General features: G+C 69.2%; 20 protein-coding genes. 4 read left to right on the forward strand and 16 right to left on the reverse strand.

Translation table 11 applies throughout. The annotated features are described in order from the left end of the window. Window positions 1–22 precede the first annotated feature (22 nt). From dnaK to dapB, 3 genes are all read left to right on the forward strand, one after another. Window positions 23–1930, forward strand: a complete 1908-nt coding sequence (dnaK, locus tag ACFQQC_RS04415) for a molecular chaperone DnaK (RefSeq protein WP_376860064.1) — start codon at window positions 23–25, stop codon at window positions 1928–1930. Window positions 1931–2103: 173 nt separating this feature from the next. Further along, window positions 2104–3288, forward strand: coding sequence for a molecular chaperone DnaJ (dnaJ, locus tag ACFQQC_RS04420; protein WP_376860066.1), 1185 nt, complete (start codon window positions 2104–2106; stop codon window positions 3286–3288). A 30-nt stretch (window positions 3289–3318) separates the two neighbouring features. Continuing rightward, the gene (gene dapB, locus ACFQQC_RS04425; protein WP_376860068.1) at window positions 3319–4068 is read left to right on the forward strand and encodes a 4-hydroxy-tetrahydrodipicolinate reductase; all 750 of its coding nucleotides are present in this window, start codon (window positions 3319–3321) and stop codon (window positions 4066–4068) included. 195 nt (window positions 4069–4263) lie between these two features. Here dapB and ACFQQC_RS04430 read toward each other — a convergent pair whose 3' ends face one another. The 3 genes from ACFQQC_RS04430 to coaBC all read right to left on the reverse strand — a co-directional run bounded on the left by ACFQQC_RS04430 (window position 4264) and on the right by coaBC (window position 6397). Further along, window positions 4264–4626: a hypothetical protein gene (locus ACFQQC_RS04430; RefSeq protein ID WP_376860069.1), complete on the reverse strand. Its 363-nt coding sequence runs from the start codon at window positions 4624–4626 to the stop codon at window positions 4264–4266. Window positions 4627–4701: 75 nt separating this feature from the next. Then, window positions 4702–5151, reverse strand: a complete 450-nt coding sequence (gene dut / locus ACFQQC_RS04435; RefSeq protein WP_376860071.1) for a dUTP diphosphatase — start codon at window positions 5149–5151, stop codon at window positions 4702–4704. Window positions 5152–5170: 19 nt separating this feature from the next. Then, complete coding sequence (gene coaBC / locus ACFQQC_RS04440) at window positions 5171–6397, reverse strand: bifunctional phosphopantothenoylcysteine decarboxylase/phosphopantothenate--cysteine ligase CoaBC (RefSeq protein ID WP_376860073.1); 1227 nt, start codon at window positions 6395–6397, stop codon at window positions 5171–5173. Between the two features lie 122 nt (window positions 6398–6519). On the opposite strand from coaBC, the gene ACFQQC_RS04445 reads away from it, so the two are divergent. Continuing rightward, entirely contained in the window at window positions 6520–7044 is a 525-nt protein-coding gene (locus ACFQQC_RS04445; protein ID WP_376860075.1) for an S-type pyocin family protein, read from the forward strand. 13 nt (window positions 7045–7057) lie between these two features. Here the strand turns inward: ACFQQC_RS04445 and ACFQQC_RS04450 are convergent, their stop codons facing one another. From ACFQQC_RS04450 to ACFQQC_RS04510, 13 genes are all read right to left on the reverse strand, one after another. Continuing rightward, complete coding sequence (locus tag ACFQQC_RS04450; RefSeq protein ID WP_376860077.1) at window positions 7058–7474, reverse strand: helix-turn-helix domain-containing protein; 417 nt, start codon at window positions 7472–7474, stop codon at window positions 7058–7060. A gap of 180 nt (window positions 7475–7654) precedes the next feature. Beyond that, window positions 7655–9268 (reverse strand): apolipoprotein N-acyltransferase, encoded by a 1614-nt coding sequence (lnt, locus tag ACFQQC_RS04455; protein WP_376860079.1) that lies wholly within the window; start codon window positions 9266–9268, stop codon window positions 7655–7657. Then, window positions 9243–9704, reverse strand: a complete 462-nt coding sequence (ybeY, locus tag ACFQQC_RS04460; RefSeq protein WP_376860081.1) for an rRNA maturation RNase YbeY — start codon at window positions 9702–9704, stop codon at window positions 9243–9245. The genes lnt and ybeY overlap by 26 nt, the downstream gene beginning before the upstream one ends. Further along, the gene (locus ACFQQC_RS04465) at window positions 9701–10690 is read right to left on the reverse strand and encodes a PhoH family protein (RefSeq protein ID WP_376860083.1); all 990 of its coding nucleotides are present in this window, start codon (window positions 10688–10690) and stop codon (window positions 9701–9703) included. The genes ybeY and ACFQQC_RS04465 overlap by 4 nt, the downstream gene beginning before the upstream one ends. Next, complete coding sequence (gene miaB, locus ACFQQC_RS04470) at window positions 10690–12120, reverse strand: tRNA (N6-isopentenyl adenosine(37)-C2)-methylthiotransferase MiaB (RefSeq protein WP_376860085.1); 1431 nt, start codon at window positions 12118–12120, stop codon at window positions 10690–10692. Before miaB ends, ACFQQC_RS04465 begins: the two co-directional genes overlap by 1 nt. 38 nt (window positions 12121–12158) lie before the next feature. After that, window positions 12159–12638 carry a Fur family transcriptional regulator gene (locus ACFQQC_RS04475; protein WP_376860087.1) on the reverse strand — a complete coding sequence of 160 codons (480 nt, stop codon included), beginning with the start codon at window positions 12636–12638 and terminating at the stop codon, window positions 12159–12161. Between the two features lie 29 nt (window positions 12639–12667). Continuing rightward, window positions 12668–13105 carry a GNAT family N-acetyltransferase gene (locus tag ACFQQC_RS04480; RefSeq protein WP_376860089.1) on the reverse strand — a complete coding sequence of 146 codons (438 nt, stop codon included), beginning with the start codon at window positions 13103–13105 and terminating at the stop codon, window positions 12668–12670. Then, window positions 13102–13779 carry a tRNA (adenosine(37)-N6)-threonylcarbamoyltransferase complex dimerization subunit type 1 TsaB gene (tsaB, locus tag ACFQQC_RS04485; RefSeq protein ID WP_376860091.1) on the reverse strand — a complete coding sequence of 226 codons (678 nt, stop codon included), beginning with the start codon at window positions 13777–13779 and terminating at the stop codon, window positions 13102–13104. The genes ACFQQC_RS04480 and tsaB overlap by 4 nt, the downstream gene beginning before the upstream one ends. Window positions 13780–13816: 37 nt before the next feature. Continuing rightward, window positions 13817–14197, reverse strand: a complete 381-nt coding sequence (locus ACFQQC_RS04490) for a helix-turn-helix domain-containing protein (RefSeq protein ID WP_376860093.1) — start codon at window positions 14195–14197, stop codon at window positions 13817–13819. 66 nt (window positions 14198–14263) lie between these two features. Then, complete coding sequence (locus ACFQQC_RS04495; RefSeq protein ID WP_376860094.1) at window positions 14264–14863, reverse strand: helix-turn-helix domain-containing protein; 600 nt, start codon at window positions 14861–14863, stop codon at window positions 14264–14266. Window positions 14864–14964: 101 nt separating this feature from the next. Continuing rightward, the gene (locus tag ACFQQC_RS04500) at window positions 14965–15522 is read right to left on the reverse strand and encodes a NifU family protein (RefSeq protein ID WP_376860095.1); all 558 of its coding nucleotides are present in this window, start codon (window positions 15520–15522) and stop codon (window positions 14965–14967) included. Window positions 15523–15630: 108 nt separating this feature from the next. Then, a complete protein-coding gene (locus tag ACFQQC_RS04505; RefSeq protein ID WP_376860096.1) occupies window positions 15631–16101 on the reverse strand; it encodes a universal stress protein in 471 nt (156 codons plus the stop codon). Window positions 16102–16357: 256 nt separating this feature from the next. Continuing rightward, window positions 16358–21223, reverse strand: coding sequence for an NAD-glutamate dehydrogenase (locus tag ACFQQC_RS04510; protein WP_376860097.1), 4866 nt, complete (start codon window positions 21221–21223; stop codon window positions 16358–16360). Between the last annotated feature and the right edge of the window lie 80 nt (window positions 21224–21303).

The raw sequence follows: 21303 nt of genomic DNA on the forward strand, positions 1-21303 counted from the left end.
AGATGGAGTGAGAGACTAAAGCATGGCCAAGATTATCGGCATCGACCTGGGTACGACCAACTCGTGCGTCGCCGTCATGGACGGCAAGAACCCCAAGGTCATCGAGAACGCGGAAGGCAACCGCACCACCCCGTCGATCGTCGCGATCCAGGATGGTGGCGAAGTGCTGGTGGGCCAGCCCGCCAAGCGTCAGGCCGTGACCAACCCGACCAACACCTTCTTCGCCATCAAGCGTCTGATCGGCCGCGCCTTCAGCGACCCCGTCGTGGCGAAGGACAAGGACATGGTCCCCTATGAGATCGTCAAGGGACCGACCGGCGACGCCTGGGTGAAGGCCCATGGCAAGGATTACTCGCCGCAACAGATTTCCGCCTACACCCTGGGCAAGATGAAGGAGGCCGCCGAGGCCTATCTGGGCGAGACCGTCACCCAGGCCGTCATCACCGTTCCCGCCTACTTCAACGACGCCCAGCGTCAGGCGACCAAGGACGCCGGCAAGATCGCCGGTCTGGAAGTCCTGCGCATCATCAACGAGCCGACCGCGGCCGCCCTGGCCTATGGTCTGGACAAGGCTGACGGCCAGAAGATCGCTGTCTACGACCTGGGCGGCGGCACCTTCGACGTCTCGATCCTCGAGATCGGCGACGGCGTGTTCGAGGTGAAGTCGACCAATGGGGACACCTTCCTGGGCGGCGAGGACTTCGACCTGCGTCTGGTCGACTATCTGGCCGACGAGTTCAAGAAGGAACAGGGCGTCGATCTGCGGACCGACAAGCTGGCCCTGCAGCGCCTGAAGGAAGAGGCCGAAAAGGCCAAGAAGGAACTGTCCTCGACCACCCAGTACGAGGTCAACCTGCCGTTCATCACCATGAACGCCTCGGGCCCGCTGCACCTGAACATCAAGCTGTCGCGCGCCAAGCTGGAGGCCCTGGTCGAGGACCTGGTCGCCCGCACCATCGAGCCGTGCAAGAAGGCCCTGGCCGACGCCGGTCTGAAGGCCGGCGACATCGACGAAGTGGTGCTGGTCGGCGGCATGACCCGCATGCCCAAGGTGCAGGAAGCCGTGAAGGCCTTCTTCGGCAAGGAGCCGCACAAGGGCGTGAACCCCGATGAAGTCGTTGCGCTGGGCGCGGCCGTTCAGGCCGGCGTTCTGCAGGGCGACGTCAAGGACGTGCTGCTGCTGGACGTGACCCCGCTGACCCTGGGCATCGAGACCCTGGGCGGCGTCTTCACCCCGCTGATTGAACGCAACACGACCATCCCGACCAAGAAGTCGCAGGTCTTCTCGACCGCTGACGACAACCAGTCGGCCGTGACGATCCGCGTCTTCCAGGGCGAGCGTCCGATGGCGGCCGACAACAAGGTGCTGGGTCAGTTCGACCTGATGGGCATCCCGCCCGCGCCGCGTGGCATGCCGCAGATCGAGGTCGCCTTCGACATCGACGCCAACGGCATCGTGCACGTCACCGCCAAGGACAAGGCGACCAACAAGGAGCAGTCGATCCGCATTCAGGCCAACGGCGGCCTGTCGGACGCGGACATCGACAAGATGGTCAAGGAAGCCGAGGCCAACGCCGCGGCGGACAAGGCCCGCAAGGAGCTTGTCGAGGCCCAGAACGGCGCCGACAGCCTGATCCACTCGACCGAGAAGGCCCTGTCGGAGCACGGCGACAAGATCGGCGACGCCGATAAGACCGCCATCCAGTCGGCCATCGACGACCTGAAGTCGGCCAAGGACGGTACGGATCCGGAAGCCATCCGCGAGAAGACCAACACCCTGGCCCAGGCCTCTATGAAGCTGGGCGAGGCCATGTACGCGGCCCAAAACAACGCCGACGCCTCGGCCTCGGACGAGAAGCCCGCCGATGACGGCGTGGTCGACGCCGAGTTCGAGGAAGTCTCGGACGCCGACGACAAGAAGAGCGCGTAAGCCACGGCTTTCGTGTGAGCTGAACCAGACCCCGCTTGTCCTGCGACGGGCGGGGTCTTTTCATGAAACTTGCATCACGGGATCGGGCGCCCATGTCAGCCCGGTCAGCCCCTTTGACCTCAGCGCCGGGAACAGGCGCGCGGACAGGGCCAGAGTAAGAGGACAATCGCCGGATGGCGCGGGACTATTACGAGATTCTGGGGGTCGAGCGGACCATCGACGCGGCGGGCCTGAAGTCGGCCTATCGCAAGCTGGCCATGCAGCACCACCCGGACCGCAATGGCGGCTCGGAAGAGTCCATGGCGATCTTCAAGGAGATCTCCGAGGCCTATACCGTCCTGAGCGACGACCAGAAGCGCGCCCACTATGACCGCTTCGGCCACGCCGGCGGCGGGGCAGGCGGCAATCCCTTCGGCGCCGGCGGCGGCCAGGGCTTCCACGACCTCAACGACATCTTCTCCCAGGTCTTCGGCGACGCGTTCGGAGACGCCTTCGGTGGCCGTCAGGGCGGCGGACAACGGGGCGGCCCGCGTCGCGGCTCGGACCTGCGCTACGATCTCGAGATCACCCTGGAGCAGGCCTACAAGGGCGCTGACGTGGAGATCTCGGTCCCCACCACCGCGACCTGCGACACCTGCGAGGGCTCGGGCGCCAAGCCCGGCACCCAGCCGACCACCTGCACCACCTGCCAGGGTGCCGGCCGCGTGCGCTCGGCTAACGGCTTCTTCCAGGTCGAGCGGACCTGCCCCCGCTGCGGCGGCAACGGCAAGATGATCGCCGAGCCCTGCGGGACCTGCCACGGCCACGGTCAGGTGCGGAAGAACCGCAAGCTGCAGCTCAAGGTCCCCGCTGGCGTGGACGACGGCTCGCGCATCCGCCTGTCGGGCGAGGGCGACGCCGGCCAGCGCGGTGGTCCGCGCGGCGACCTCTACGTCTTCCTGTCCGTGACCCCGCACGAGCTGTTCGAGCGGGACAATCTGGACCTTCTGGTCACCGTGCCGGTCCCCATGACCGTCGCGGCCCTGGGCGGCGAGATCGACGCCCCCTGTCTGGTGTCCGAGGCCTGCGACGGCCGTTGCCGCGCCGCCGTGGACGTCCCCGCGGGCTCGCAGACCGGCAAGACCGTCCGCATCAAGGGCAAGGGCATGCCCCACCTGAACGGCCGCCAGCGCGGCGATCTGGTGGTCGAGCTGTTCGTCGAGACCCCGACCGATCTGACCCCGCGTCAGAAGGAGCTGCTGGAAGAGCTGGCCGCCTCGTTGGGCGAGACCCAGACGCCGCGCAACTCGTCCTTCGCGGGCAAGGCCAAGCGGTTCTGGGCCGACATCCTTGGCGACAGCAAGGAAACGGCCCAATAGGGTGGGATTTCCGTCCTTGGGGGAACTGATTTGAGCGCGATTTTCCACGCCGGCATCTCGGGCGCCCGCGGGCGCATGGGCCGGGCGGTCTCCACCGTTCTGGACGCCCGCGAGGATGTGGTCGTCTCCGCCCGCTTTGACCGCGGCGAGACCCCGGACCTGTCCCTGTGCGACGTGGTGATCGATTTCTCGACCCCTGAGGCCTCCGTCGAACTGGCCCAGACCTGCGCGGCGCGCGGCGGCCCGGCGCTGGTGATCGGCTCGACCGGCTTTTCGCCCGAACAGGACGCCGAAATCCTCAAGGCGGCCGAGACCGTGGCCATCGTGCGCAGCGGTAACTTCTCGCTGGGCGTCAACATCCTGATCGGTCTGGTCGAGCACGCCGCCCTGCGGCTGGACGCGCGCGACTGGGATATCGAGATCACCGAGGCGCATCATCGCCGCAAGATCGACGCCCCCTCGGGCACTGCCCTGATGCTGGGCGAGGCCGCCGCGGCGGGCCGCAACGAGGATCTGGACGACGTCCGCATGGCGCCGTGGGACGGCATCACCGGCGCCCGCGAGAGCGGCAAGATCGGTTTTTCGTCGGTCCGTGCGGGCGGGATCATCGGCGAGCACACCGTGCTGTTCGCCTCGGACGACGAGGTCCTGACCCTCAGCCATTCGGCCATCGACCGCTCGCTGTTCGCGCGCGGCGCCGTGGCCGCCGCCGCCTGGGTGCGCAGCCGCAAGCCGGGGCTGTACGACATGCAGGATGTGTTGGGGTTTCGACAGGCGTAGCCGCTTCGCGGCTTCGCCCTTTGCCCTGGGCCGCTTCGCGGCGCGCTAACGCTCGGCTCGCGGAGCCTCGCTGCTTGAGCGCATTTCGATCATCACTGAGGGCCAGTTAGCCTGCGCGAAGCGCCAGGTCGCGTCGGGTCGAGAAGGCGGAGCCTTCTGACCGCGGCCCAGCAAAAATGCACTGAGCCGTCAGGCTCAGTGCGCGTGCACCCGCCGGCGGCTGCCGCCCGTGAACAGCGTCTTGATCAGGAAGAAGACCGCGATGACGATCGCATAGCCCAGGAACAGGGCCAGCACGGTCATCCAGAAGTTCAGGGTCAGCAGCGGCGGCAGGACCAGCGAGCCGCCGTCCAGCACCGGCCGGATCATGCCGATCAGGATATGCACGAAGGCGGCGCCCAGGCTGGAGGCCCACAGTCGGCTCCATGCCGGCATCAGCAGGGCGGCGATCACCGCGATCAGCAGGCCCATCACCTGATTGACCCCGTCGAACCCGCCCTGGGCCAGGCCGAACAGGCCGGACAGGAAGGCGGTGATTGAATCGATCAGGGATTCCATGGCGGTCGTCTCCGTCTGCATACGGCCAAGCCTGACCGCTTCGCAGGGTTAACGCCGCTTCCGCGGAATCGCTCCCTAGCGCCCGGTGGAGCCGAAACCGCCCGCGCCGCGCGCCGTCTCGTCCAGCGCCTCGACCTCGACGATGGTCGCCTGTTCGTGGCGGGCGATGACCATCTGGGCGATGCGTTCGCCGCGCTGGATCACGAAGGGTTCCTGACCGTGATTGACCAGGATGACCCCGACCTCACCGCGATAGTCGCTGTCGACCGTGCCGGGCGAGTTGAGGCAGGTGATCCCGTGCTTGAGCGCCAGACCCGAGCGGGGACGCACCTGGGCCTCATAGCCCGGCTCCAGCGCGATCTTCAGGCCCGTCTTCACCAGCGCCCGCGCGCCCGGCGCCAAGGTCAGGGGCTCGGCCTCCGGCAGGGCCGCGCGCAGGTCCATGCCCGCCGAGCCCGTGGTCTCATAGGCCGGCAGCGGCAGGCCCTCGGCATGCGGCAGGCGTTCGACGCGGACGGTCGTCATGGGCGCGGGTCTTTCTGGCTCAGGCCTTGAAGTGATCGGCGATGCGGGCGGCCAGCTTGCGGGCCACCTCGGTCTTGGACTGGCGCGGCCAGCTTTCGGCGCCGCCGTCCCTGGTGAACAGGGTAACGGCGTTGCCGTCGGCCCCGAAGACATCGTCAGACACGTCATTGCCGACGATCCAGTCGCAGCCCTTGCGCGACAGCTTGGCGCGGGCGTTGCCCTCCAGATCCGACGTCTCGGCGGCGAAGCCCACGACAAGGGTCGGGCGCGACTTCCCGGGCTTGGAAACGCCGGCGAGGATGTCCGGGTTCTCGATCAGGGCCAGGGACGGCGGGCCGCCGGGGGCTTTCTTGATCTTGCCCGAGGCGACGCCGTCCACGCGCCAGTCGGCGACGGCGGCGCTCATCACCGCGACGTCGGCGGGCAGGTGTTTCTGGACCTCGGCCTGCATCTCGCGGGCGCTTTCGACCCAGACGCGGGTGACCCCCACGGGGGCGTCCAGCGCCACCGGACCGGAGACCAGGGTCACCTCGGCGCCCAGCTCGGCCAGGGCCGTGGCGATGGCGTAGCCCTGCTTGCCGCTGGAGCGGTTGGTCAGGCCGCGCACGGGATCGATCGGCTCGAAGGTCGGCCCGGCCGTGACCACCGCCCTGCGGCCCGTCAGCGGGCGTCCGTCCGGTCCGGCCAGCAGGCCCTGAATGGCCGACAGGATGGCGGCGGGCTCGGCCATGCGGCCCGGCCCGAACTCGCCACAGGCCATCTCGCCCTCGTCCGGCCCCACAACGGCGACGCCGTGGAAGCCGTCAAAGCCCTTCAGCCGCGCCACATTGGCCTGCACCGCCGGGTGCAGCCACATGCGCACATTCATCGCCGGGGCCAGCAGAACCTTCTTGTCGGTGGCCAGCAGGGTCGTGGAGGCCAGATCATCGGCCAGACCGTTCGCCGCCTTGGCGATCAGGCCCGCCGTCGCCGGGGCCACCACCACCAGATCGGCCCAGCGCGACAGCTCGATATGGCCCATGGCCGTCTCGTCCTCGGGCATGAACAGGGCCTGCCGCACCGGATGGCCGGTCAGGGCCGCCAGCGACATGGGGGTGACGAACTCGGCGCCCGCCGATGTGAGCACGCTCATCACCTCGGCGCCCGACTTCTTCAGCAGGCGCACGAGCTCCAGCGCCTTGTAGGCGGCGATGCCGCCGCCGACGATCAACAGGACCTTGCGTCCGTACAGCGATGCCGTGGTCATTCCGTTGATCTAGCGACGGCGCCCGTCCGCGTCGAGTGACGCTTCCGCAAAACAGAACATTGCAAGAACTGTTAACCTGTGGTTAGGATTTGTCCCAGCGGGTTTCAACGTGGGAGGGTGTCATGCGGAAAACGGTTCTGATCGCGGCCATGGCCGCGCTGGGCGTGGGGGCGACCGGTCTGGGGGGCTGCGGGGATGGCGGGTCGGCCGTCGAAACGCGGGACCGGGCGGTGGAGGGCGCGCAGGCCGCGCTGACCTCCGCCGCAGCCACGCCGGCGGAGGCCGCCGAGGCGACCGCGGAGGTCAAGCCGGTGCTGACCGCCAACCGCCGGGAGACGGTCGACGCCAAGGTCGCGCGCCTGTTCGAGCGGAACGGCGCGGACTTCGGCGCGCGGACGGCCGAGGACTATCTGGCCCGGGTCACGGCCTTCACCACCCGCCCGCCGGCGGACGTGGAGCGGGTGGAGCGGCCCAATGGCGACGTGCTGCTGTACCAGGCGTCGACCAACACCTTCGCGGTGGTGTCCCGCGAGGGCGTGGCCAAGACGATGTTCAAGCCGCGCGAAGGCGCCGCCTACTGGGCTGAGCAGAAGGCGGCGGCCCCGACCTTTGGTCGGCGGCGGTCATCGGAGAACGAAGCCGGGTAAGGCGGCGAGGAGGCTACTCCTCGTCCGTCTCCTTGCGGTCGGCCATGTCGCGGATCAGCTCGAGCGCCAGCTTCTGCTGACGGGTCGAGAGCTGCGGCGACAGGCGGCCGATCTCGATCGTGTAGCGGGTCGCCGGGAAGTCATGCTCGAAGGCGGTCTCGCCTTCGGCCATGCCCGCCAACTGCGCGCCGGTCAGACCTTCGAAGAAGTAGCCGATGTCCACCTTGAAGAAGCGGGCGATGTCCCACAGCTTCGAGGCGGAGATGCGGTTCGCGCCCTTCTCGTACTTCTGGATCTGCTGGAAGGTCAGGCCCAGGGCCCGGCCGAGGTCGCTCTGGTTATAGCCGAGGGCGAGTCGTTTCTCGCAGACACGCCGGCCAACATGCCGGTCCACGGGATGCGGGCCATCTTCGCCCTTGCCTCTCGCCATAGTCTTACGCCTTTTGAAGTCGGTATATCGGCCAAGCCTGAATGCTCTGCCAGCGCCGCTGTGTCACCAAAAAATGCAGAAATCAGGGCCACTACGGAGTGTTAGTTGCCGTTAAGGCGCCCTGTTTCCCGCAGTGCGAGAATCGCTTAGCGGTTGCAGCGACCCTCGGGGGAATTGGGCTCAGGGAACAATGCTCTTGGAACGAATCAGCTTCCGCCACGGCAGGGTGAAGGACAGGCCCGCCACAACCAGAAGCCAGAACAGAAGGTCGCCAAGTCGTCCATAAATCGTCGCGGCGGCGGGTTCCGGCAGGCGCGCGTCGATGACGCCGCTTTCGCCCGCATCCAGCCGCTGACCGTCGATCACCCGGCCCCAGGGATCGATCATGGCCGAGGTCCCCGTCGGCGTGGCGCGCACGACCGGCAGGCCGGTCTCGATGGCGCGATAGCTGGCCAGGTTGAGATGCTGCAGCGGCCCCGAGGTGCGGCCGAACCAGGCGTCATTGGAGATGTTGGCGATCCAGCCGGGCCGCCCTTCGGCGCCGGGGGTGAAGCCTGGATAAAGGCTCTCGTAGCAGATCAGCGGCTGGGCGCGCGGCGCGCCGCGGATGTCGATCGGCGCCGGGCGCGGACCGGGGCTGAAGTCCAGCGGCATATGGGTCAGGGCGCGGATGCCCAGCGCCCCCATCAGGCCGCCCGCCGGCAGGAATTCGCCGAACGGCACCAGCCGGTATTTGTCGTAGGTCGCCGAGACCCGCAGGCCATCACCGCCCTCGTCGGTGAGGACGAACAGGCTGTTGAAATAGCGGCCACCCTCCGGCGTCGAAGGATCGGCCACGCCGCGACCGAGGCCGAGGATCAGGCTCTGGCCCGGCTGGACAGCGCGGGCGATGGCGGCGGCGTCGGGCGAACCGGGCGCGAAGACGTCATTGGCCGAGGCCGGCAGGGCGCCCTCGGGCCACAGGATCAGGTCGGGCGTCACCGCGCCGGGCCGGTCGGTCAGGTTCACATAGCGGTCGACGATCCCCCGATAGGCCTCCGGTGTCCATTTGGACTCCTGGGCGACGTCGGCCTGGACGATGCGGACGACCGTCGGGGTCAGCTCCAGCCGGGCCGAGGACAGGCGCGCGGCGCCGGAGATCAGCAGGACGGCGAAGGCGACAACACCGAGCGCGGCGGTGACGACCCGCGTCTTGCGCGTCCCCGGCCCCAGCAGCGGACCGAAGGCGGCGGCGGCGGCCACGGTGATGAAGCTCAGGCCATAGACCCCGCCGATGGAGGCGAACTGGGAGGCGGCCGACCCGGCCTTCCAACTGGCGCCGGCGGGGTTCCACGGGAAGCCGGTCAGCACATGGCCGCGCAGCCATTCCAGCAGGCAGAACAGGGCGGCGAAGACCAGCACCCGCACCATCCCCGTCGGCGCGAAGCGGCGGTACAGGGCGGTCGCCGTGCCCCAGAACAGGGCCAGACCGATGGGCAGGGCGGAGGCGGCGAAGGGCGCCATCCAGGCCTGGGCCGGATTGACCAGGAAGGCCTCGGCCACCCACCAGCAACTGATGAAGAAGTAGGCGAAGCCCGCCAGCCAGCCCATCCAGAAGGCCCCGCGCGTCTTCGTGGAGCGCTCGGACAGGATCATCAGCACGGCGTAGCCGAGCAGGCCGGGCAGGATGCCGAACGGCGGATGGGCCAGGGCCGCGGCGGCACCCGCCGCCAGCGCCAGACCGATGCGGCCGAACCGCAGGATCAGCCGCCCGCGGGGGCTGTCCGTATCAAGCGTCGCCAGAAGACTGTTCATCCAGCGTGTATGGGTCGGCGACGCCCAGACTGGCAAGGATGGATCGCTCCTCGGCCTCCATCTCCTCGGCCTCGGCGTCGTCCTCATGGTCCCGGCCCAGCAGATGCAGGACGCCATGGACGGTCAGATGCGACAGGTGATCGGCCAGGGTCTTGCCCTGCTCGACCGCCTCACGCGCGCAGACGCCATAGGCCAGGGTCAGGTCGCCCAGATGCGGGAAGGCGCTCTCGGCCGCCGGGAAGGACAGGACGTTGGTCGGCCGGTCCCGGTCGCGGAAGCGGGCGTTGATCTCGCGCACGCTCTCGTCATCGGTCAGCAGGATGACGACGTCGCCCTGAATGGTCCCCAGCGCCGCCTTCGCCGCGCGATCCACCACCGCCTCGACCTCCGGCAGGGCGGCGGTCCAGGCCTCGTCCTCGACCTCGATCTCGATCACCGGCGGGGCTCTTCCAGATCCGGCGACGGCGCGGCCGCGTCGGCGTCATAGGCGCGCACGATCCGCTCGACCATGGCGTGACGCACCACGTCCTGGGCCTCGAACTTCAGCACGCCGACGCCCTTCACCTCCTCGAGGATGCGCAGGGCGTGGGGCAGGCCGGAATCGCGGCGATTCAGCAGGTCGATCTGTGACGGGTCGCCGGTGACCACCATCCGCGCGCCCTCGCCCAGACGGGTCAGGACCATCTTCATCTGCAGCCGCGTCAGATTCTGCGCCTCATCGACGATGATGAAGGCGTGGCTGAGCGTGCGACCGCGCATGAAGGCGATGGGGGCGGCTTCGATCTCTCCCTTGTCGCGGCGACGGCGGACGTCGTCGGGACCGAGGATGTCGTTCAGCGCCTCCCAGATCGGCGCCAGATAGGGATCGACCTTCTCGTTCAGATCGCCGGGCAGGAAGCCCAGCTTCTCCCCCGCCTCGACCGCCGGGCGCGTGATGACCAGCCGGTCCACCTGTCCGCGCCGCAGCAGGGAGGCGCCGTAGGCGGCGGCGAGGAAGGTCTTGCCGGTCCCCGCCGGGCCGACGCCGAAGGTCAGTTCGCAGCGGGACAGCAGCTCCAGATACCGGGCCTGCGCCGCCGTCTTGGGCGCGATGGCGCCGCGACGGCCGACCGGCAGGGCCACGGCGTCGGGCGCGACCGAACCCTGACCCGCGCGCGGCTGGGCCACGGCGGCGCCCAGGGCGGTGCGAACGTCGGCCTCGGTGATCTCCACGCCCTGATCGGCGCGATCGGCGAGGATTTCGATGACCCGCTTGGCCTGCGCCCGATCCCGCGCGGAGCCGTTGATCGAGACCCCGCCTCCCGGCGTCTCGACCAGCACCTTGAAGCGGTCCTCGATCAGGGCGATGTGCCGGCTGTTCGGCCCGATGACCGCCCGCAGGGCCTCATCGCCCAAGGCCAGAAACTCACTCTCTCGCGCCATCAGGCGACTTTCCTTGGGTCGTTACCGCTCGGCTCGCGGAGCCTCGCTGCTTGAGCGAAGGGTTGATCCGTCAGACGACCGCTGAGCGACTTCAGGCCGCCGCTCTCGATCTTCACCGGAACGATCTGGCCGATCAGTTGATCCGCGACGCCGTCGACATAGACCGGCTGCAGCCAGGGCGAGCGGCCGGTGACGTGACCGTCGAACTTGCCGGGGCGCTCGAACAGGACCGGGATGGTCATGCCCGCGCGGGACTCGTTGAAGGCGGTCTGCTGTTCGAACAGCAGGGCCTGCAGCGCCTGCAGCCGCTCGCGCGACACCTCGGCGGGCACCTGCGCCCCCATGGTCGAGGCGGGCGTGCCGGGGCGCGGCGAATACATGAAGGAGAAGGCCGAGGCGTAGGTCACGCGCCGGACCAGATCCATGGTGTCCTCGAAATCCCGGTCGCTCTCGCCCGGGAAGCCGACGATGAAATCGCCGGACATGGCCATGTCGGGCCGGGCCTCGCGGATGCGCTCGATCAGGTCGAAATACTTCTGGCGACCATGCTTGCGGTTCATCAGGCGCAGGATGCGGTCCGAGCCAGACTGCACCGGCAGGTGCAGCCAGGGCATCAGCACGTCCAGATCGCGGTGCGCCTGGATCAGGTCGTCCGACATGTCGTTCGGATGGCTGGTCGTATAGCGGATGCGGTCCAGACCGGGGATCTCGGCCAGCAGATAGGCCAGACGGGCCAGGGTCGACGGCTTTCCATCCAGACCCTCGCCGTCATAGGCGTTGACGTTCTGGCCCAGCAGGGTGACCTCGCGCACGCCCTTGGCGGCCAGCTCACGGGCCTCCTTCAGGATGGCGGCGACCGGGCGCGACCACTCGGCGCCGCGGGTGTAGGGCACCACGCAGAAGGTGCAGAATTTGTCGCAGCCCTCCTGCACGGTCAGGAAGGCGGTGAAGCCGTCCACGCCCCGTTCGGCGGGCAGGGCGTCGAACTTTTCGTCCGGGGCGAAGTCGGCGCCGATCCGCTCGCCGCGCGCGCGGGCGGTGCGGGTCAGCAGTTCGGGCAGCTGGTGATAGGCCTGCGGGCCGACGACCAGATCGACCGCCGGCTGGCGCTTCATGATCTCCTCGCCCTCGGCCTGGGCGACGCAGCCGGCCACGGCGATGGTCATGGCCCCGCCCTTGGCGTCCTTCAGCTCGCGCATCTTGCCGAGCTCGGAATAGACCTTCTCGGCCGCCTTCTCGCGGATGTGGCAGGTGTTCAGGATGACGAAGTCGGCGGTCTCGGCGGTGTCCGTCTGGGCATAGCCCAGCGGGCGCAGCACATCGGCCATGCGCTCCGAGTCATAGACATTCATCTGGCAGCCGTAGGTCTTGATGAACAGGCGCTTGGGCGCGGCCTGTCCCTCCGACGGCGGGGCGAGGGTATCGGTCATGGGGCGGCTATTTAATGCCCCGGGGCCTTTCGCGCCAGTTAGCCGATATCCGCCGGATCGACCCGGGCGGCGTGGCGGGTGAAGATCAGGCCTTCGCGGCCCGACGGCTCGGCGCCCTCGATGGGGGTGCCGTACAGTTCGAGCTTGTGGCCGATCAGCTTGAAGCCGAGGCGTTCGGCGATTTCGGTCTTCAGCCGCTCGATCTCGGCGTCGAAGAATTCGATGACCTCACCCGACTTGGTGTCGATCAGGTGATCGTGGTGATCGTCGCCCGCCTCTTCATAGCGGCTGCGGCCGTCGCCGAAGTCGTGCTTCTCGACCACGCCGGCTTCCTCGAACAGGCGCACGGTGCGGTAGACGGTGGCGATGGAGATATGCGGGTCGATGGCCGAGGCGCGGCGGTACAGCTCCTCGACATCCGGGTGGTCCGCGGCGGCGGAGAGCACCCGCGCGATCACGCGACGTTGCTCGGTCATGCGCATGCCGCGCTCGGCGCAGAGTTTTTCGATCCGGTCCATGGCGCAGGAGAATAGGCGGCGTCGGCGCTCTAGGGAAGCCGCCCCGGCAAGTTCAGCGCGAGAAGAAGGGCGTCCACGCGCGAACCGTCCGGACGCGAATAATAGCGGGGTCGACGACCGGCCTCGGTGAAGCCCGTGCGGACGTAGAGGGCGCGGGCGGCGGCGTTGTCGTCGGCGACCTCAAGGAAGACCCGGTCGGCCCCGGCCAGACTGGCGGCGGCCACGCCGTCGGCGACGAGGGCCGTTCCCTCCCCGCTCCGGCGCGCGTCCGGCCGGACCGCCAGGGTCAGGATCTCGGCCTCGTCGGCGACCGCGCGCATGAGGATGAAGCCGGCCTCGCGCTCGACCGCGAAGACGCCGGGCTGATCCAGCAGGAGGGCGAAGGCCGCTGCGTCCCAAGGCACGTCAAAGGCGGTGGCGTGGAGCTCCGCCAGTCGCTCGGCCTGACCGGGGAGAGCGCCGGTCACGCCGGGGTCGCCGCGCGGGGCTGGCCCGGCAGACGGGTCGGCGGGGTGGCGTCGGGCGCCCGCAGGTAAAGGGGCGAGGGCGGCGCCGCGGCCGGGTCAAGAGATGCGGCCAGTCGGGCGAGGGCCTCGGGCGCGGCGCCGGGCCGGTCGTCGATCACCAGACCGGGCGCGGTCCCGGCCAAAAGGGGCGCGCCGGTTCCGACAAGGGTCGCGCCGGCGCCGAGGGCCGTGACTTGCGCCGCCGCCTGTTCCAGCGAGAGGGCCTCGGGCGGGCCAGCGGCGACGCCGTCGCGCCAGAAGCGGGCGTAGACCTGGCCCCGGCGGGCGTCGATCAGCGCGGCGACGCTCGTCGCCTCCACCGACGCCGCCAGGGCGTCGAGCGTGGAGACTCCGATCACGGGCAGTCCGAGCGCCGCGCCCAGACCCTGGGCGAAGGACAGGCCGACACGCAGGCCGGTGAAGGAGCCCGGCCCCACGGTGACGGCGATCCGGTCAAGGGCGTCGAAGCCGCCGGCTTCCGCCACGGCGTCGCGGGCCAGACCCCCCAGACGCTCGGAATGGCCCTTGGTCATGGCTTCGGAGCGCAGGCCCAGCGGGCGAACGCTTCCGTTCTGCACCTCGAACATCCCGGCGGTGCACAGGCCCAGCGCCGTATCGATGACCAGAACCCTCATGCGGGGCGTCCTTCCGGGGCGTTCAGAGCGCAGTCTTTCAGGGGATGGGCGCCAGCGCGGTCACGATGCGCGCCAGCGCCTGTCGCAACTGTCGGTCCGGGATGCGTGGAAAGGCCATGGCCACCGCGCGTCCGTCGGCGGTGAGACCCAGCGCCCGCAGGCTTTCGGCCTCGCCCGACGCCGGCCCCTCCATCGGCGGAAAGAAGCTTTCCACCGATGTCCCCAACACCACGGCGGCGCGGTGCAGGCGCGAGGCCGAGATGCGGTTCTGGCCCGTCTCGTACTTCTGCACCTGCTGGAAGCTGACCCCGATGCGCTGGGCCAGCGCCGCCTGCGAGAGGCCCAGCGCCGACCGCCTCAGACTGAGGCGCGCGCCGACATAGGCGTCGATGTGATCCGGGGCTGCGGCGCGGGCCATGGCGGTGCTCCTGTTCGGTACGGAACAGTTTCACAGACAGCCCAAGGTTGCAACAAAACAGTTTCATCAGAGGTCCAGCCGCGCGATGACCGCGGCGACCGCGCGGGTGCGGGCGCGCGGGATGCGCTCCTCGGCGGACAGGCCGCCGGGGCCGCCGCGCACCACCAGATCGTCGCCCTCGGCCCGTTCATACAGGCGAACCCGGCGCTCGCCGTCGTCCATGTCGATGATGCAGCCCTGATCCCGGCGGGGCCAGCGGCCGGGCGCATACTCCAGCGTCACCCCCGACGCGGCCCAGGGCGCGAGGTCGTCGTTGACCAGTTGCAGGCGGTGCAGGGCGGCGGCCGGAGCCGGTTCAAAGGCGCGGGCACGGCCTTCGACCCCACTCGCTGGAGCCGGAGTTGGAACCGGAGATGGGGCGGCGGCGCCCTCGGGCAGGTTCAGGGTCAGCGCCTCGGGGGTGGCGTCGACGGCGGCGGTCAGTCGGCGCTGGACGTCGGGGCGGAACAGGCCGGGCCGCTTGCCCACCTCATACAGACCCCAGCCCTGGCTGGTCATCCCGGCCCGGGCGCCCGCCTCGGCCTGGCTCAGTCCCTGCGCGCGACGCAGGGCGGCGAGCGCCTCGCCGAGACGCCGGGCGTCGCTGTCGCTTTCAAACCGGGGCATGGGAGTCTTATGGCGCGCGCCTGACGCCAGCGCGAACGAAATCGTTTCAGGCTCTGTCCGCGCTCAAGCAGCAAGCGACCGCGTCGCGAGCGGTAGCGCCCTTAAATGACCTGCTCGACCGCGGTCACTTCGGGGACGTAGTGCTTCATCATCTGCTCTACGCCCGACTTGAGGGTGGCCGAGGACGAGGGGCAGCCGGCGCAGGCGCCGCGCATGCGCAGGGACAGGACGCCGGTCTCCTCGTTGAAGGCGTCGAACAGGATGTCGCCGCCGTCCTGGGCCACGGCCGGGCGGATGCGGCTGTCGAGCAACTGCTTGATCTCGGCGACGATCTCGCTGTCCTCGCCGTCCGGGTCGGCGCTGTTGAAGACGCCGCCGCGCATCAGGGGCGCGCCCGAGACGAAATGGTCCATGATGGCCGCTAGGATGGGGGCCTTCATCTGGTTCCACTCCAGACCCTGGGCCTCGCGGGTCACCGACACATAGTCGTAGCCGAAGAAGACCGAGGTCACGCCATCCAGCGCGAACAGGGCCTCGGCGAGCGGCGAGGCGGCGGCCTCTTCCGCATTGACGAAGTCCCGCGGGTCCTCGGACACATCCCGTCCCGGCAGGAATTTCAGGACGTTCGGGTTCGGCGTGGGTTCGGTCTGGATGAACATGGGGCGTAAGTGCGCCCTCGAAGGCCGGGGTTCAAGGGTGGGGAGCCAAAGCCGGACGGCGCTCAAGCAGCGAGCGACCGCGTCGCGAGCGTTAGCGCCCCCTCCGGGTCATGCCAGATCCTCGATGTCCTGCTCGGTCAGTTCGCCGGGGACGATGGTGACCGGCAGCTTGCGGCCGGTGAAGGCGGCGCCCTGCTTGACGACGGCGGCGACCAGCGGGCCGGGGCCGCGCCCGCCCTCTCCGGCCGCCAGGACCAGGATCTTGATGTCGGGATCCTCGCCGACGACCTTGCGGATGCTGGCTTGGGCCTCGCCGCGCTCGATCAGCAGGATGGGCGTCGAGCCGGACCGTTCGGCGGCCTCGGCGGCCCAGGTGTTGACCTCGGCCTCGGCCTCGGCGCGGGTCTGGCGCTCGATCTCCTCGCGTACGCCGGCCCAGTGGGCGTCGGAGGCGGCGGGCGGAATCACCCGCAGCAGGACCACATGGCCCCCGGTCGATCGGGCCCGGCGCGACGCATAGCGCAGCGCGGCCTGGAACTCGGGACTGTCGTCGACGACGACGAGAAACTTTCTGGGCATCAGCCGCTCCCTTGGAAGACGACGCTAACAGATCAGCGGGCCGAGCGCGAAGCCCCGAAAACGGTCCGGAGAGTCCGGTGAGTCCGGTGCGGACTCTTCAACCTGTTGAAATTATTCAACCGAACTCAACTGAATGCCGGACTTACCGGACTCCCGGCCCTCCTTCCGCACCTCGCCTGCTGGGCGAGGAACAGGATCATGGCACGCCGGTACGTCAAATCTGGACGTACCGGCGAAGCCTGTGGGCGAAATACGCCTAGCGGGCCGACGAGGCGATCTCGCGGATCGAGGCGTTGGCGATGGTCAGCTTGGCGAAGGTCCAGCCGGAGCCGGAGGCCTCGATCTCGTCCACCGAGGCGCGGACCGCCTCGACCGTGGCCAGACGCGAGCCGATCCAGTCGTCGACGGCCTTCTCGGCCGCCGCCTCGCTGGCGCCGACAGCCACGCTGGAGGCCTTGGCCACCGCGCGGGTCAGGGTCATCTGCTCGAACATTAGATCCTCGATCAGGCGGCGGACCGCCAGACGATCGAAGTGATCCGCCGACGGGACATTGCCGGCGGCCGCGCGCAGGCGGTCGAAGTCGAAGGCCGCGCCGACCTGGTGGTAGAGCATGGCCATGGCCGGTTCCGGCCAGCCCGCCTCGCGCGCCAGATCGCCGATGTCGGCGGTGGCGACCAGCGGACGCAGCATGGCGAAGCCGCGCGCCATGTCCTCGGAGGCGCCCAGGCCCACGAAGCTCTGCACCCGGGCCTCCAGACGGGCCTCCTCGAAGCGGCTGAGCACCGCGCCGCCGGCGGCGCGCAGGGCGTCGGCGGCGGGACGATAGGCGGCGATCAGGCTGTCCACGGTGGCGCCGTCACGCGAGGCGCGCTTGGCCAGCCAGACGGTCTGGCGACGCAGCACGGTCGAGATTTCCGTGTAGAGCGCGGTCTGGGCCTCGGCCGTGATCTTGCCGTCGAGGGCGGAGACCGCATCCCACGCCTCGTCCAGGCGGAAGATCTGGCGGGCCGCCTCGAACGCGATGACCATGGCCCCGGTGTCGCACTGGGCCGACAGACGGAGGCGTTCCGGGAAGGTCGCGCCGCACATGTTGACGATCTCGTTCGACAGGATGGTCGAGATGATCTCGCGCTTCAGGCGGTGGCGCTGCATGTCCGCCTCGAACTTCGCCAGCGGGCCGGGGAAGTAGCGGACGAGGGTCTGTTTGAAGAAGGCGTCATCGGGCGCGCCCGAGGCGACGATCTCGTCAAACAGCTCCAGCTTGGAGTAGGCGGTCAGGACGGCCAGCTCCGGACGGGTCAGGGGCGTGCCCGAAGCCTTCATTTCGGACAGGCGCAGATCGTCCGGCAGACCCTCGACCTTGCGGTCCAGTTTCCCCTTCGACCCCAGCCACTGCATGAACCGCTGCTGGGAATCGAGGGCCTTGGCGCCCTCCGCCTGCTGCAGGGTCAGGGCCAGGGTCTGGTCGTAGTTGTGGACCAGCACCTTCAGGCCGACTTCCTCGGTCATCGAGGCCAGCAGGGCGTTGCGATCCTCCTGTTTCAGCGCGCCCGAGGCGATGGCCGCCCCGGTCAGGATCTTGATGTTGACCTCGTGGTCGGAGCTGTCGACGCCGGCCGAGTTGTCGATGGCGTCGGTGTTGATCCGCCCCCCGTTGCGGGCGAAGGCGATGCGGCCCGCCTGGGTCAGGCCCAGGTTGGCGCCTTCGCCGATGACCTTGGCCCGGACCTCGGCGCCGTCGATGCGGATGGCGTCATTGGCCTTGTCCCCGACCTGGGCGTCGGTCTCGTTCGGCGCCTTGATGTAGGTGCCGATGCCGCCGAAGTAGAGCAGCTCGGCCGGGGCCTTGAGGATGGCCTTCATCAGGCTTGCCGGGTCCAGGACGTCCTCCTGGATGTCCAGAACGGCCTTGATCTCGGGGCTGAGCTGGATCGACTTGGCCGACCGCGAGAAGACGCCGCCGCCCGCCGAAATCTTCGAGACGTCATAGTCCTGCCAGGACGAGCGCGGCAGTTTGAACATCCGGTCGCGCTCGACCCACGACGAGGCGGGATCGGGGGTCGGGTCGATGAAGATGTCGCGGTGGTCGAAGGCGGCCACCAGCCTGATGGCCTTGGACAGCAGCATGCCGTTGCCGAAGACGTCGCCGGACATGTCGCCGACGCCGACGACGGTGAAGGGCTCGGACTGGATGTCCTTGCCTTCCTCGCGGAAGTGCCGCTTCACGGCCTCCCAGGCGCCGCGGGCGGTGATGCCCATGACCTTGTGGTCGTAGCCGACCGAACCGCCCGAGGCGAAGGCGTCATCCAGCCAGAAGCCGTAGGAGGCCGAGACGCCGTTGGCGATGTCGGAGAAGGTCGCCGTGCCCTTGTCGGCGGCCACGACCAGATAGGGATCGTCGCCTTCCCAGCGGGTGACGGCGGCCGGCGGAACCACCGAGCCGTCCTTGGCGATGTTGTCGGTCACGTCGAGCAGGCCGGACAGGAAGGTCTTGTAGGCGCGGATGGCCTCGGCCTGCTGGGCGTCGCGGTCGCCGCCGGCGCGGACGATGTCGGCCAGCTTCTTCGGGAAGAAGCCGCCCTTGGAGCCGACCGGCACGATGACGGCGTTCTTGACCTGCTGGGCCTTCACCAGACCCAGCACCTCGGTGCGGAAGTCGTCACGGCGATCCGACCAGCGCAGGCCGCCGCGGGCGACCGGGCCGAAGCGCAGGTGCACGCCCTCGATGTACGGCGCCCAGACGAAGATCTCGCGGAAGGGCTTGGGCAGGGGCAGGTCGTCCAGTTCGCGCGAGGCGATCTTGATCGAGATGTAAGGCTTGGACTGACCGTCCGCGCCGACCTGATAGTAGTTGGTCCGCTTGATCGCCTGAACCAGCAGCGACAGGCGACGCAGGGCCTTGTCGTGGTCGAGGCTCTTCACGTCCTGCAGCAGGTCGTTGATGTGGGTCGCCAGGTCGGTGACCGTGGCCTCGCGCGCGGCGGCGTCGCCACCGGCGGCCGGGCTGAATTTGGCGTCGAACAGGGCCAGGATGGCGCGGGCCACCGCCGGATAGTCGCGCAGGGCTTCTTCCTGCACCGCCTGCGACGGATCGAGGCCGGTCTGCTGGCGGTAGCGGGCGAGGGTGCGGATCAGGGCGGCTTCACGCCAGTCGACGCCCAGCTCGATCACCAGACGGTTGAAGCCGTCGCTTTCGGTGCGGCCGTTCCAGACGGCGGCGAAGGCGGCTTCGAACGGATCGCGGACGGTGGCGAAGTCCAGATCGCCGCCGCGCGGGTCTTCCATCAGGAATTCGTGGACGTGGATTTCGGCGTCGCCGACCGGCTTCAGGGCGTAGCCCCACTCTTCCAGCGTCTTCAGCCCCATGTCCGCCAGGATCGGCAGGACGTCGGACAGCGGCACGGCTGAGCCGCGACGGTACAGCTTGAAGCGGAAGTTCAGCGACCCGTCGCGGGCGGTGCGGAAGGCGCGGACCGCCACCGGCTCGCCGTGGCCGACCTCGCCCGAGGCGTTCAGGGTGTCGATGGCCTGATAGTCGAGCACCGCCTCGGCGGCGTCGTAACGGTCGCGATAACCGGCGCCGAAGGCGTCGGCCCAGCGGGCGCTGACCGGTCCGACCGAGACTTCCTCGACATCGGCGGCGCGCAGGGCGCTTTCGAAGCGATCGACCCAGCTGCGTCCGGCCTCGGCCACCTCGGCGTCGAGCGCGGCCTGGTCCGGGCACGGATGATCGCCCGGGGTCACGCCGATGATGTAGTGGATGCGCACCAGCGGCTGATCCGACAGCTGCGGATACCAGGCCGAGATGCGGCCGCCCCAGGCGCGGGCCAGGATGGCGCCGATCCGCTCACGGACCGAGGCGTCGAAACGCTCGCGCGGGATGAAGGCCAGGATCGAGACGAAGCGGTCGAACGGATCCTTGCGGGTGAAGGTCTTGATCCGCGGGCGGTCGTGCAGGTGCAGGATGCCCAGCGAGATATCGAGCAGCTCATCCTCGGTGATCTGGAAGAGCTCGTCGCGCGGATAGTTGTCGAGGATGTTCTTCAGCCGCTTGTAGCTGTGCGTCCCCTCCAGCTTGCCGGCGCGCTGCAGGGCGTTGGCGACCTTGCGGCGGATCAGCGGCACCTCGGACGCGGCCTTGTCATAGGCCTCGGCGGTGAACAGGCCGACGAAGCGGGTCTCGCCGGACGGGCGACCGTCGGCGCCGTAACGCTTCACCCCGATGTAATCCATGTAGGACCGGCGATGGACGCGCGAGCGGGCGTTGGCCTTGGCCACGGTGACCGGCTCGGACAGGTCCAGCTGGCGCTTCATCTGCCGGGTCAGGACCGCCGGTTCCGAGGCCCGGCGCAGCACGGTGCGCTCCGGATCGACCAGAACGCCCAGCCCTTCGCCCGATTGGGACAGGGGCGCCTCGGCCTCGTAGCCGCCGTCGCTGGCGCGCGGATAGTCGTAGTCGCGGGCGCCGAGGAAGACGAAATGGTTCGCCGCCAGCCAGCGCAGGAAGGCCAGGTTTTCAGCCAGGATTTCGGGATCGACGCCCGGAGGCGAGCTTTCCAGATGGGCGATCGACTGGCCGATCAGTTCATTCATTGCGCCGTGGGCGGTCACCGCCGCGCGCACATCGGCCAGGGTCTGGGCCAGCGCTTCGCCCAGGGCGTCGCGACGCTCCTGCGGCAGGGCGTCGAGCACCACCAGAATGACCGAGGTCCGGCCCTGCGGGCCTTCGACGATGGGGTGGTACATCGAGCGGACGGTGACCCCGGCCTCGGCCAGTTCGCCCATCACGCTGTCGACGAGGAAGGGTTTGTCGTTCTGGACGATGGTCAGGACGTCATAGCCGGTGCCGACGCCGCGCGCGCCGGTGTGGGGGCCGACGCTGATGCGGGCCGGATCGGCGGGGTCACGCTCGAGCACCGTCTTCCAGACGGCGGCCAGCAGGGCGCCGAGGTCCGCGCCATCCAGCTCCGGCGTCTCGTCGGCGGCGTAATCTTCCAGAACCTGGGCCAGATAGGCCTTCTCCGCCGCGCCGGGCGGATGATCGGCCGCGACGGCATAGTTCGCCTCCAGCGCCTCCAGGGTGATCGCCTGAGGGACGGTGGGGGCGGGGGCGCCGGTCATGGACAGGTCTCGTGTGGCGCGGCTGTGAGGAGCCGCCGGTTTCAGAAGGCAGACTAGACGGCCTGTGCGCTCGGGCAAGG

Source organism: Brevundimonas sp. GCM10030266 (assembly GCF_042666595.1).
GTDB lineage: Bacteria > Pseudomonadota > Alphaproteobacteria > Caulobacterales > Caulobacteraceae > Brevundimonas.